General features: G+C 41.3%; 10 protein-coding genes and 1 pseudogene. All 11 read right to left on the bottom strand.

Annotation, left to right across the window (positions count from 1 at the left end; genetic code table 11):
- Positions 1-63 precede the first annotated feature (63 nt).
- Positions 64-735, bottom strand: coding sequence for a hypothetical protein (locus tag ACWPVL_RS07825; protein WP_454388085.1), 672 nt, complete (start codon positions 733-735; stop codon positions 64-66).
- A 233-nt stretch (positions 736-968) separates the two neighbouring features.
- Positions 969-1589, bottom strand: a complete 621-nt coding sequence (locus ACWPVL_RS07820; protein ID WP_454388083.1) for a hypothetical protein — start codon at positions 1587-1589, stop codon at positions 969-971.
- 84 nt (positions 1590-1673) lie between these two features.
- Positions 1674-2230 (bottom strand): annotated as a pseudogene (locus ACWPVL_RS07815) (hypothetical protein).
- 136 nt (positions 2231-2366) lie between these two features.
- Positions 2367-4262 (bottom strand): ABC-F family ATP-binding cassette domain-containing protein, encoded by a 1896-nt coding sequence (locus ACWPVL_RS07810; protein WP_454388214.1) that lies wholly within the window; start codon positions 4260-4262, stop codon positions 2367-2369.
- 237 nt (positions 4263-4499) lie between these two features.
- A complete protein-coding gene (gene lacG, locus ACWPVL_RS07805) occupies positions 4500-5906 on the bottom strand; it encodes a 6-phospho-beta-galactosidase (RefSeq protein WP_454388081.1) in 1407 nt (468 codons plus the stop codon).
- Between the two features lie 98 nt (positions 5907-6004).
- Positions 6005-7711, bottom strand: a complete 1707-nt coding sequence (locus tag ACWPVL_RS07800) for a lactose-specific PTS transporter subunit EIIC (protein ID WP_454388079.1) — start codon at positions 7709-7711, stop codon at positions 6005-6007.
- Entirely contained in the window at positions 7711-8028 is a 318-nt protein-coding gene (lacF, locus tag ACWPVL_RS07795; RefSeq protein WP_125371058.1) for a PTS lactose transporter subunit IIA, read from the bottom strand. The genes ACWPVL_RS07800 and lacF overlap by 1 nt, the downstream gene beginning before the upstream one ends.
- 24 nt (positions 8029-8052) lie before the next feature.
- Positions 8053-8886 carry a PRD domain-containing protein gene (locus ACWPVL_RS07790; protein ID WP_454388077.1) on the bottom strand — a complete coding sequence of 278 codons (834 nt, stop codon included), beginning with the start codon at positions 8884-8886 and terminating at the stop codon, positions 8053-8055.
- Positions 8887-9415: 529 nt separating this feature from the next.
- Positions 9416-10714, bottom strand: coding sequence for an ISLre2 family transposase (locus tag ACWPVL_RS07785; protein ID WP_454388075.1), 1299 nt, complete (start codon positions 10712-10714; stop codon positions 9416-9418).
- A 49-nt stretch (positions 10715-10763) separates the two neighbouring features.
- Positions 10764-12398, bottom strand: coding sequence for a relaxase/mobilization nuclease domain-containing protein (locus ACWPVL_RS07780; protein WP_454388073.1), 1635 nt, complete (start codon positions 12396-12398; stop codon positions 10764-10766).
- On the bottom strand, positions 12392-12784 hold the full coding sequence (locus ACWPVL_RS07775; protein ID WP_454388071.1) for a plasmid mobilization protein: 393 nt from the start codon (positions 12782-12784) through the stop codon (positions 12392-12394). The genes ACWPVL_RS07780 and ACWPVL_RS07775 overlap by 7 nt, the downstream gene beginning before the upstream one ends.
- Positions 12785-12866 lie beyond the last annotated feature (82 nt).

Here is a 12866-nt window from a genome sequence, read left to right as displayed (position 1 = left end):
CACTCCTCGCTCCGTTAAAGATATAGCACCTGCTTTCTGCGATTCGACTGTTTTACCTAATACCTAGTTATAAGTTTCGCTCTCTGTTTCTTTCTTAAACAAGATTTTCCCTTGACTGTATAGCTTCATAATCTTCACAAAACGAACCGGGTTATTTTGGTTATAAAACAAAAAGGGTGTATAGAACATAAATCCAGCCATCCAAAAATTATCATTAGTCTCAATAGGCTGACCAAACTTTTGAGTATAGTTAAAAAAAACATATACTAAATAGATATCAACAGCAATTATTATGTATCTAAAAATTCGGTAGACTGTGGCAGATGCCTTAGCTGGGTCAAAATGTTCATCCCTTACCATCAAATTATGTGACACTGCATAGTAAAACACCTTCTCTGTTGTCGGAACAGCCTTGCGAACATTTTTATAAAGTCCTCGCTCAAGAATAGCGACCATTAACAGAAACTCAGCCAACCAAAATAGTAGGATATAGGTCAAACTGGTCCAGTTATAGACACCAATGGACATAGCTGAAAAGAATCCAAAAACCCCTGACCCACCTGCCATCAGAAAAATAACCATTTCAGGAATGTAAGCATTGGTCTTATAAGCACCTTCCGTATTGAGCAGGATACTCTTTGGAGCGGCCAAAGCCTCCCCAGTCTGCTGGTCATAATAGACCGCCTGACCATCACATTCGCCTATAAACACTCGACGACGTCTAAGAAAAAACATTCTAACCTCTTTCTAATTACTTATTGAAGTTCTGTTACTAAACTTTATAATCTCTACTGCTTCACTGACTGTTATTCAATTTCAAATCAGCTAAGCACCAGCTTTATAATCATGTAGCTCTTTTGTCAAAATAGCTCCATCTGCTCCAACGCTCACTTCTAGATAGACATCTGGATTGGCGTCGGCTCTACATATCACACTAATTCTCCCCTCCTCAAACCTTTGTGACGATTTCAAGATTCTAACGAAATTATTTTGATTGAACCCAACAAAAGCAACTCCCAACAAAAGACCTGCAAATATAATCTTAAAAATCTATCCTCCAATCGGTTGCCCCAACAAGTCTTTAAAGCGGGAAATAAAATCATAGACATAGTAGAAACCAACTGCAGGAGCCGTAAATAAGAGTGCATTAAAATATAAAAAAGCACCTTTGCTAAATCCTTTTTTTCCGTCTTTTCCTCTTCGTCTTGATTTTCGTCATCGGGATAAATCATAGTAGTCAGACAAACCGTTTGGGTAGTCACTTGAGCTTTATTGACATTTCTATACAAGGCTCGTTCTACGAGGATAGTGATAAAAGCAAACTCTGCTATCCAGATAAGAATAACACTCCAAAAAGCAGTCATACTATAAGTTCCTTGTAAAAATAGACTAAAGAAGGAAGTAAGTCCGCCACCGCTAAACATAAAGAAAACAACTAATAGAGGAATATGCCGATTCATCCTGCTCGATTTCTCCGTATCTAATAGTTTACTCTTTGGAGCTTCTAAAACTTCATGGGTCTTACGATCATAATAAATGGCTTTGTCATAATATTGATTCAAATAAAAACGACGTCTTCTAAAAAACATATCTCTCCTCATTTCTAATTCTTATTCTAGTTCTGTCAGCATACATCTGTATTGTAGAAAAATTCTTATTTTTTATTCCCAAACTTATTTTGTACTTGCAATATAAGCCAATTTCTCAATTCTCTCATGAATCGTTTCTACATTCAAATTTTCTCGAAGGTATTCACAGAGCATTCCATTTTCATAAAACATTTGCTCTGAAAGCTGAACTTTTGGTGCATCAGGGCACTGAATCATAACAATGCTGAAAACACCACCTGGACCAGAATTCTCAATTGAATTCCCCTCAAAATGATAGGTGAAAGCCCGAAATTGAGAACCATTGTAATTACCTGAAATTACATAAGCAACTTTTACCATATTTCCTCGACCAAATGGATAATGACTAAAATGAGCGTATTTTTCTAGATACGGATTCTGGAAAAGCTTTAGTGTGAGATCATTACTTTTTTTTGCTTGGAATAATCTCTGTAATAGTCATTACCTTGTGCTTTGTCAAATTGATAGCCGTGCTCGGAAGCGAAGGCTTGGCATACTTTATTCTTTTTAGCGGAATGACTAATCGCCCAATAAACTATCCAACCTACGAAAGCAAAAATTGCTAGCATTAAGACAATAAAAATTATTACAAAATCCATCATTTTCTCCTATTTTTCTTAAATAAAACGATTCAGTCATCAAAATCTTTAGTAATACGATAACTGAACCACATTGAATATCAATTTAATTTTTCCTGTAAGCTCTAAGAAGCTCATTTCTCACAGAAACAGCATACTCCTACACCTTCTCCGCTAATTCTTCCCATTCTAGCAGGGCTTCTTCTTGGGCGGCGGTCAGCTGGTCGATTTGCTGCTGGCTCTCCATGAGTTCACTGGCGTCGTTGGTTGCCTGCATGGCTTCCTGAAGCTGACTGATCTGGCTGTCCAAGTCCTCGATTTGCGCTTCCAATTGCTCTAAGCGGCGGGCCAGCCGGCGCTGTTCTTTCTGGTTTTCCTTTTGAAGCTGATAGTCATTGGCAGGGACAGGCTTGTCAGAATCAACCTGCTCCATCTCCTCACGCAAGGCTTCCTGCTCTGCCTTTTTCTCCAGATAGTAGTCATAATCACCCAGATAAAGGGTAGAGCCTGTTTCAGAGAGCTCGATAATCTGGGTGGCCACGCGATTGATAAAGTAACGGTCATGGCTGACAAAGAGCAAGGTGCCGTCAAAGTCAATCAGAGCATTTTCCAGCACTTCCTTGCTGTCAATGTCCAGGTGGTTGGTCGGCTCGTCTAGGATGAGGAAGTTGTTGTTTTCCATTGACAACTTGGCTAAGAGTAGCCGCGCCCGCTCTCCACCCGATAGCATACTGACAGATTTCTTGACATCGTCTCCCGAGAAGAGGAAAGCGCCTAAGCGATTGCGAATCTCGACCTCTGGCGTCAGCTTGAAGTCATTCCATAGCTCATCGAGAACTGTATTGCTGGCAGTCAGTTTACTCTGAGTTTGGTCATAGTAGCCCACTTCTACATTAGCCCCCAGCTGCTCCTTGCCTCTGATGAAGGGCACTTGCCCGATTAGTGATTTAATCAAGGTCGTCTTTCCAATCCCATTTGGTCCGACAATAGCTACCGCATTAAACTTGCGAATGTCAAGGTTAATCGGCTCCGACAGGACTTCCTCGCCGTAGCCAATAGCCGCATCTTCCAAGGTCAGCACAACATTTCCCGAAACCTTATCGGATTTGAAGGTCATATTAGCCGAGCGACTGTTAGTCTCCGGCCTGTCCAAACGCGCCATCTTTTCCAGCTGCTTACGGCGGGACTGAGCCCGCTTGGTCGTAGAGGCCCGGACCAGGTTGCGGTTGACAAAGTCCTCCAAGGCTGCGATTTCTTTCTGCTGCTTTTCGTAGTTCTTGGCTTCGGTGGCCAGCTTCTGCTCCTTTTGGACCACAAAGCTAGAGTAATTGCCCACATAGCAATCCAAAGAATGCTTGGTCAAATCCAGCGTGATAGTCGCAACCTTGTCTAGGAAATAGCGGTCGTGGCTGACGATAATCAGGGCACCGCTGTAGTTGACTAAGTAAGTCTCTAGCCAGGCAATGGTCTCTATATCCAAATGGTTGGTCGGCTCGTCCAAGACCAGCAGTTCTGGCTTTTCCAAAAGCATCCTAGCCAGAGCCAGACGGGTATTCTGCCCGCCTGAAAGCTCAGAAATCTTCATCTGCCACATGGACTGGTCAAATTTGAAGCCATTCAAAATAGCTCGAATATCAGCCTCGTAGGTAAAACCACCTTTCTGGCGAAAGTCCTCTGACAGCTGGTCGTACTGGGTCATGAGAGCAGTCAGCTCTTCCCCTGACAATTCTCCCATTTGCAGCTCCATCTGCCGCAAGCGCTTCTCATGCTGACGCAGACTATCAAAGACCAGCAGCATCTCGTCGTAGATAGTATTCTCCGACTCAAAGCGGCTATCCTGAGCCAGATAGGACAGGGAAAGGTCTCGTTTTTTATTGATCTGACCAGAAGTAGGCTCTTCCTCGCCCACCAAAATCTTGAGTAGGGTTGACTTCCCAGCTCCATTTTTACCGACGAGGGCAATCCGGTCACTCTCATCCACCTGCAGGTTAATATTGTCAAAAAGTAGCTCCCCTGCAAAAGAGCGTTCAATCTTGTTTGCTTGTAAAATAATCATAAGACCATTATAGCAGATTTCCAAGTACAGAGCCATTGGCTGTCATAAAAAATGCAATCCTAACTGTCTGTCTCTCAAGCCAATTCAAAGAAAAATTTTAAATTTTTCCGCAAGCATTCAGACCAGCAAGTCCAGCTCAGTGATTGAGCACCAAGCTCCGCCTACCATCAAATCAGACTTCTATGGATTAGCATACCCAAAAAAGCCGAAAGAGTTCAACTCTAACGGCTTTACTTTCTATTCAATCATTTGTGTTTCAGCTAGTTTCTTATACCAGTGAGCGGATTTCTTAGGATAGCGCTCCTGCGTTTCGAAGTCTACGTAGAATAAGCCGTAGCGTTTTTCATAACCGTTAGACCAAGAAAAGACATCCATCAAAGACCAGATAAAGTAGCCCTTGACATTAGCCCCATCCGCAATCGCATCGGATAAAACTTCCAAATGCTGCTTGACATAGTCAATACGAGCATCGTCGTAAACCGTATTGTCCACAAATTCATCTTTATAACCCAGACCATTTTCTGTGATATAAATCTTCTTGTAGTTGGGATAATCTTTTTTAATCCGCATGATTTGGTCATAGAGACCTTGCGGATAGATAATCCAATCCCAATCAGTTTTTGGTATATGGGTTGGAGATTCTCTGCGCCCTACACCCTTAATCTGGTACTTGGAACTTCCCTTTTCGCCTTTTCCGTTATGGATAATTTCTGTTTCACCGTCAAAGTCACGCATCCAGTCACTCATATAGTAGTTGATGCCAAGGAAGTCATTGAGGTCTTTAGCTGCTTCTAAAGCCGCAAAGTCTTCATCTCGTAGATCCAGCTGACCACCATTGACCTTAAGGATATGATTCACTCCTGCCAGAGTTACATCTGAATAGTGCCCCAGATAAGTCGCATCTAGGATAAATTTGTTATGAATAATATCTTCCAACTCTGCTGCTCTGACATCTGCTGGATTTTCCGGATTGTAAGGGTATTTTGTCGGAAGGGCATGAACGACACCGATTTCACCCTTGTAGCCCTTATCCTTATAAAGCTTAACAGCACGGGCATGAGAGACCATCATGTTGTGATGGGATTGGAAAACCTTGGCCAAGTCATACTGGATACCCGGCGGGAATTTTCCAACTAAGTACTGGCCATCACCAATGGGGCCAATTTCATTGAAAGTCGTCCAATAGCGAACTTCTGGGAATTCTTCAAAACAGAAAGCCGCATAGTCCACAAAGTGCTCAATATTTTCCCGATTGAGGAAATCGCCATTTGAATGAAGAGCCTCTGGCGTATCAAAGTGGTGAAGGGTCACAAAAGGTTCTACATGGCGTTTGTGGCATTCTGCGAAAAGATTATGGTAAAATTCCACACCTTTTGGATTGACCTCGCCATAGCCTGTCGGGAAAATCCGTGACCAAGCAATTGAAATCCGAATCCCATTGACGCCATACTCTTCAGCCAATTTCAAATCCACAGGGTACTTATGGTAAAAGTCGCTGGCAGGTTCTGCCGTGTACCAGTAGTTATCCTCTAGGTACTTATCCCAGGCAACAGGTCCTTTTCCATCTGTGTGGGTTGCTCCCTCAGCTTGATAGGCCGCTGTTGCACCACCGAAAATAAAATCTTTAGGTAAGCTTTTTGTCATCTTATTTTCCTTTCAATAGCATTTGAGGTGAAACAAGTGAGTAAATAGGTAAGTAACAGGGGAATTGAACTTTGCTTCACCTCAAATGAACTAACAAATTAGTTGTTGAATTGCTCCTGAACGAAGGCCAGAGCTCCTTTACCATCACGGGTTAGTTTGATGTATTGGGCACCTTCTGTCTTAGCCAGTTTGATACCCAATTTATCAGTTTCGGCCTTCATATCTTCAAAGTTGGAGGCAACTTGAGGAGCCAGGATAACCAGGTCAAACTCAGGCAGCATTTCACGGTGAGCACCGTAGCCACCCGCTGCTGCTTTGACAGGAACATTGTATTCAGCTGCTGCTTTATTCAAAGCGTTAGCCAGCAATCCGCTAGTCCCACCGCCTGCACAGAGCACCAGAACATTGGTTTCTTCGCTAATATTGTTTTGCGCTGGAGCTTCTTCATCCACACCTGCTTTTTCAAGGATAGCGTCCGCTTTAGCAGTATTAAAGTTAGCTGCTACTTTTTCTTTAAGAGCATCATTAGATTTGCCAGAACGTTCTTCTTCTAAGATTTGTTCATCATAAACCTTGACAAATGGATAGTAAATAATCACATCCACTACGACAAGAAGAGCTGCAAGAACAAAGGACAGAAGCTGGAAGTTGGTACCCAGCACAATTCCCAGAGGTCCAGGTGTTACCCAAGGAAGGTTGGCTGAGAAGGAGTTCATGTTTAAGGTATCAACAAAGAATTTGAAAATCCATACGTTTGCGATAGGCGCAAAGATAAATGGAATAAAGAAAATCGGATTGAGTACGATTGGTGCACCAAAGAGAATAGGTTCATTAACACCAAAGAAAGTTGGGACAACAGATGCTCGTCCAATCGCACGGTTACGCTCAGACTTACAGATCCACATGAAGAGGAAAGGAACAATCAAGGTCGCACCAGTACCACCCATAGTAACGATGAACATTTGAGTACCAGAAGTGATGACCTTATCCGCATGTTGACCAGCTTGAAGCAAGGCCAAGTTGGCATCGATATTGGCATAAGTAATGGCAGCAATGGCAGGCTCAACAATAGACGGACCATGAATTCCCACGAACCAGAAGAAAGCGTAAGCACCAAAGATAAGCGTGATTCCCAGATAGCCATCTGCCGCTGAGAAGAGAGGAGCAAGAAGCGTTCCTATGGATTCAGCAACGGTTACTCCCAGACTTGCTTTAACAAGCAGTTCCAAACCGTAGAGCAGAACGACTGAAACAGTAAATGGAATCAAGTCTTTAAATACTTGGGAAATATTTGGTGGAACTTCTTCTGGCATGCGGATGGTGACATTATTTTTTACACAAACCTTGTAGACATTAACCGTCACAAAGGCTGCGATGAAAGCTGTCAAAAGACCTTTTGTTCCCATAAAGGCTGTCAGAAAACCACCATCCTTAGCAGGCTCAGCGGCCATGAGGAGGAAGCCAACCATGGAAGCCAGCATAGTAGACAAGAAGTTAATCTGATTTGTCGCAGGCAGGCTGCGATTGACAGAGTCTGTCAAAGCCTTTGCAGTGGTCCCACCCACAAAGAAAGCCAGAATCCCCATCGAATAGCTATAAGGGGTCATTAAGAAAGTTTCAATATCCTTAGACCAGTGGAAACCCCAAGCATTTGGCACATAGGCAATCAAGATAAAGATAGATGAGAAAAGGATGACTGGCATACCAGCGATAAAGCCATCCCGAATAGCACGGAGATAGATATTCCGAGAAATCTTCTCAAAGAAAGGCTTCCCTTTCTCAATAAGTCCGATGAGTTTGTTCATTATTTTACTCCTCTTTTATATAGTTCAATCATGTGTTTCATCAAATCCTTAAGCAACAAGGTTGTCATCAGGTGGTCTTGGCCGTGCATCATGGTCACGCTATAGGCCAAGTCCTCACCAGCAGCTTCTTTGGTCAAAAGGCTGGTCTGAGCATGGTGCGCTTCGACAATACAAGCATTGGCTTCTTCCACCAAACTTTCTGCGCGGTCAAATTCTCCAGCCTGAGCTGCATTTAGTGCTTCCAGCAACTTGGAGCGGGCGTCACCTGCGTAGGCTACGATTTCAAAACCAAGTAATGTTACTTCTTCTCTATTCATGATAGATCCTCCTTTTAATGTTCCTTATAATAATCGTTGAATATGTAAGACCAGATAAACTCGCTCACTATGATACAAGTCTATTCCAGTTTTCTGGGCAATAATCTCATAAAGACTACTTCCGATTTGATAAGCTTTGGGATAGGTCAGTTTAATCTGACTTTCCATTTCTAACAGTGAAACATTATCATCTCGGCTTCTGTCTAAGTAATCTAAGAAGTAATTGAGATGAATCATAAATCGGTCATAGAAGTTGCTATTCTCCGATGTTCTTTTAATTCCCTGCTTTCTCAGCTCTTCTTCTACAGCCGCTAGAATTTCCTTCCGCTGATCTAAATGACCTTGCCCTGCTGGACTGGAGACCCCTTCTGCATTGATAAAGTGATAGGCGATTCTGTTTATTTCATCGTCTGGAAATGCTTCTAAGAGTCGTTCCCGATAAATAGCTACTGCTTCTTGAGCAATTTGATAAGGAGTGGGATATTTATCTGAAGCATCTGGCAGATCACTACTCTTGTACCGTCCCTGCTGGAGCGCTTGATAAGAACAGTAGATATGGTCTGTCAGCGTGACATAGATATACTCCTGGACTGGGTAATGGTATTTCTTAGAAAGCGTGTCAATCACATCGTAAGTCACTGTGATAAAATCCAGTGGCACATCTTTGAGCAAGGCCACAAAGTTTTCCTTGGATTCTTCCGTTCTCAGACGAAAGACTTTCTCAATCTTACTTTCCAGAACAGGATCGCCCTTTTTCTTATTGAATGCTATCCCACTACCAATCAGAACAACCTCTTCACCATTTTCATGTTTTGCTAGAGCAACATTGTTGTTCATAGGAAGTATCATTCGATACATAGTTCCCTCCTTATCATTCTTGAGCCTTCGTGAAATAAAAATGACCGCAAACAAACGGAAAAACACAAGAGCACTTGCCTCTTCCAATTCATTTGCGGTCACGCCTAATCCAACTTAGTAACGCTCACCCTATTCAATTTATAGTCTCATTATAGCACATCAAAATGTGAATGTAAACCCTCTCTTTTGCTTTTGTTTGTGTCTAAATTTTTGGGAACAATCAAATATCCTTATAACTCAATAAGAAAGCGAGATTTTTCAGACAAAAAAACTGGAAAAAGTTCCTCACTTTACCCCAGCCCTTGACTATATTGCACTATTTATGCTACAATATTGTTTGACTGATTAAGCAAAGTGTTGTTTTGTCTTAATCGGTGGTGTAGGAGTTGCTGCTTCTACACCTTTTTCGTTTTTTATTTACTCTATTATTGTAACACATATTAGGCAAAAAAGCAACTGTTTTGTCTAAAAAGCATGGCAAAAAGACCTCTAAAATTGCATTTTTTAGAGGCTTTTCTTTACCTTTTCCTTACTTTCGCTTACGTCCTCGTTTTCGTATGACGGCTCCATGGGGACGGTGGTCAACAAGAAATCCTGCTCCTAAACGACTCGCCCTATACTCCTCATACTCATTCCGCCAATCCCCGAAAAACAGTTCATATAGCTGACCAATTCGTTCAAGGAGTATCATCCTAGCCATAGTACAAGCTCCTTCAATAGACCAATACATCCCTCGATGTTTCATGCGGTAGGTGACCTTTCTGTGTTGACTCTCCATTACCCCAATACCATGAGAGGACAACCCTCTAAGTTTCGGTGGTCTGGTATCCCCAAAATTTCTCAATAATTTTTTACGGAAATTGTAAAAGCTATCAAAAGCCTCCTGACTTTCTATAAGAGACTCTACTGTATCTAGTACGGTCTGAAGAAGGCTTCTCTGATGTGTCTGGATAGCCTTAAAAGCCAGATCAAGTAGTGTAGAGGGGTACGGCTTCAGGTATCTTTTTAATTCTTCATTGACATGATAAGCATCCCAGAAATGCTCATGACGTTTAATCCGTAGAGCTTTCTTGATTTCTTGAAATACTCTTCGAGTATATCCTTTACCATTGTCCGAGTTAGTGATAAGAAGAGTTCGATCAGATATTTCAAAATGATTGTAGAGATAGTCTATCAATTCTTCCTTTGCTTGCTCATGGCTTGTATGGATAATTTCATGCTTATTCTCGAGTACATACCGATTATTTCCAATCTTCTTCGCTCCCGTATGAATCAGAAAATGGGCTAAGTCTGTATTGTGTCGTTCATCATTGCTTGATGTTGTCTTGACGAGCACACCATCTCCCTCCAGGTAGATTTTATCTGCCTGGATTTTTTTCGGTTGCTCATCACCTCTAAAAAGCCGATAGCGTTCCCTCTCTGAAAAGAGTCTGCCTGCCATTTTTACAGACTTCAACACAGCATCCTTTGTTATCTCCAGGCGATAAGCCATCTTAACGGTTCGACAAACTTCACGGTAGGATAAAACGGAAGCGTGTTTTGCCATGTGAAAAATCAACTCAGGAGAATAACGCATATACTTTTCTAGACCTAGCCACTCATCTACGGGATAACAGCTTCTCTTTCCCTTTCGCCAGCGACTCCTAGAAAAGGTCATCTCTCCAAATGTAAAGACAACTGTCCTCTCTGTACTGTCTATCCGTTTATACCCCTTCAGTCTCATGTAGGGAGCTATCTGCTCGTCATAATCTCTTACTCGCTTCAAGAATTGCTGCTCACGTTTGCGATCTAGTTCTACGACAAATTCTTTTTCATCAAATCTAAACATACTTTCTATTGTACTGAAATCATGACTAGATTGAAAACATCAGAAACTTCTACAAGACTTTTTCATCCTCAAATCGTCGGTCAACTTTCTCTTCACGACTACGCACGTGCTCCTTAATATCTCTATAATCTGTGTAATGTTTTAGAGTATCGTCAAAGAACTCTTGTAAGGCTCCTTTTTCAATTTGGAATTGTTTGATCAGTTGACTGACATCTTCCAGCCCCACATCTTTTGGAACTCCTAAATCATCCAATAGTTGTACCGCCGCAAGACTATTTTCTGGAGATTGCTGGATGGCTAAAAGTGCTCCTTCAATTTTATGATAACGTCCAAGACGAGCATCTAGCTGTCTTAATTCCTCCTGGGTAGCCTCTATCTTTTCATTAAAGCGCTTCTCCAAATGTTGAAATTGTGTTCCATCTGTCACGCCGTGCTCGACTAAGAAATTATATTCCTTAATCAGTTCACGCATAGAGGAAATTTGAGCGTTTTTAGTTACAAGTGTTTCTCCATTTTGTTTGGCCAATTGCCTTGCGACAGTCAAGCCCATCATGTACCTATTTTTTTGAGATTGATCAGGATTGAGAAAATAAAAATAGTCTTTCTCTTTGATATAGATGGTATAATTTCCATACTCATTTTTATCAACTTTATGAGAAGGTATTAAAATTGTACCACTATTTAAAGCTCCCATATCCATCTGCACGTAAATGCCTTGCTTGCTTTCTTGCTCGACCTGCCAGGATTCCACTTCCAATTTCAATTCAAAATCATTTGCCGTTTTTTCTTTTGATTCTTGATATTGTTCTTTCAATTCCTCCACATCAAAAACTAACTGATTCTTAGAAATTCTCTCTTTTATTTTTTCAAGAGAATAGAGTCCTTTCTTCGATAATGTATCATCTCGGACATTTCTTTGTTGAGGCTGATCAAGTAATTTATACTTAACAAATTTACCAGAGAAATCAACCTGAAGATCAAGCGCAGCTGCTTTATATTTAAAATCTTCCAACGAAAGAGAGTGCTTCAGAAGAAAATCCAGACGTTCCTTGATTTCAAACCGATAATTATTTTGTCTCCGCCAAGCAGAATACTTTGTATAAGAATTTTTCATAGTAGGCTCAATAATTTTAGCGCCATACCGCGCCGCATGTTTGTCCGAAATGGCTCTCAAATTTTTCAGGGTTTTCTTTTCCCAACGAAATTTCTTGAGCGTTGAGGTATTGGTGGTATTGAGTATGATGTGATTATGAAGATGATCTTTATCCGTGTGTGTTGCAATCACAAACTCATAATTTCCACCTGTCAATTCTAACATCGTTTGACGGCCAATTTCATGAACTTGCTCAGGGGTCAAGTTATCATCTGGAGAAAAAGACTGGATAATGTGATGAGCCAATACTTGTTTTCCTGAAGATAATTCTTTCAAGTCATCATCTCCTTTTTTAAAGGCTGCAGTCAATTTTGTCATGACCATTTCTTCATCTGCTACGCTATAATCTGAAATCCCATTACCAGATACTAGCTTCATTTGAAATTCACCATCATGATAGACAAGAGGAAAATCAAAATCGCTTTCTGCAGTTCCTGATACAAGAGTCTTCGCTTCATTCAGAATATATCGTACAGCTATTTTTAAATTGGAAGGAGTTTTAATTTGTTTGGGTGTTTTGATTACTACCATTCGTCATACGTCCTTATTGTTTTCACTTTTCGTTCCTGTAAACTTTTCTTCTCCGCACTAGAAAGTTTGACAGCTACCATCTCTTTCAACTCAGAGAGATAGTCAATGACTTGTGCCACTTCCTCCGACGTGACCTCTTGATTTTCGTTAGCATGTTTGGCAATTTGGTTGATGTTCGTACCTACTCGATTGATGGCAACTCGAAGGTCTTTCAATTCAGAAAAATCAATTTGCACCACCTTTCCTTGTACCAGTTGATTCTTCGCATAGTATTGAAAAGATGGAACTCCCATTTGGGCCATCGCCGTTTTAACTTGACGATCTTCCTCTGGTGTTAGTCGTATCAATTTTTGTATATAGCGTTTCCTATTTTCTCGTTTCTGCATTATTCTTTATCCTCTTTCTTTCAGAATCTCTGCCATTTTCTGGGCAGACATCCGCCCCTGACTTCCTTGTGGCAAGCTTAGC

The organism is Streptococcus sp. Marseille-Q8145, from assembly GCF_965112035.1.
Note: the sequence above shows the minus strand (reverse complement) of the source record. Positions and strands in the feature narration are given on the sequence as shown.

What these genes read in the sequence shown, in the direction of transcription:
- ACWPVL_RS07825 (WP_454388085.1), bottom strand. Translation starts at nt 735, where the DNA reads ATGTTTTTTCTTAGACGTCGTCGAGTGTTTATAGGCGAATGTGATGGT.
- ACWPVL_RS07820 (WP_454388083.1), bottom strand. Translation starts at nt 1,589, where the DNA reads ATGTTTTTTAGAAGACGTCGTTTTTATTTGAATCAATATTATGACAAA.
- ACWPVL_RS07810 (WP_454388214.1), bottom strand. Translation starts at nt 4,262, where the DNA reads ATGATTATTTTACAAGCAAACAAGATTGAACGCTCTTTTGCAGGGGAG.
- lacG (WP_454388081.1), bottom strand. Translation starts at nt 5,906, where the DNA reads ATGACAAAAAGCTTACCTAAAGATTTTATTTTCGGTGGTGCAACAGCG.
- ACWPVL_RS07800 (WP_454388079.1), bottom strand. Translation starts at nt 7,711, where the DNA reads ATGAACAAACTCATCGGACTTATTGAGAAAGGGAAGCCTTTCTTTGAG.
- lacF (WP_125371058.1), bottom strand. Translation starts at nt 8,028, where the DNA reads ATGAATAGAGAAGAAGTAACATTACTTGGTTTTGAAATCGTAGCCTAC.
- ACWPVL_RS07790 (WP_454388077.1), bottom strand. Translation starts at nt 8,886, where the DNA reads ATGTATCGAATGATACTTCCTATGAACAACAATGTTGCTCTAGCAAAA.
- ACWPVL_RS07785 (WP_454388075.1), bottom strand. Translation starts at nt 10,714, where the DNA reads ATGTTTAGATTTGATGAAAAAGAATTTGTCGTAGAACTAGATCGCAAA.
- ACWPVL_RS07780 (WP_454388073.1), bottom strand. Translation starts at nt 12,398, where the DNA reads ATGGTAGTAATCAAAACACCCAAACAAATTAAAACTCCTTCCAATTTA.
- ACWPVL_RS07775 (WP_454388071.1), bottom strand. Translation starts at nt 12,784, where the DNA reads ATGCAGAAACGAGAAAATAGGAAACGCTATATACAAAAATTGATACGA.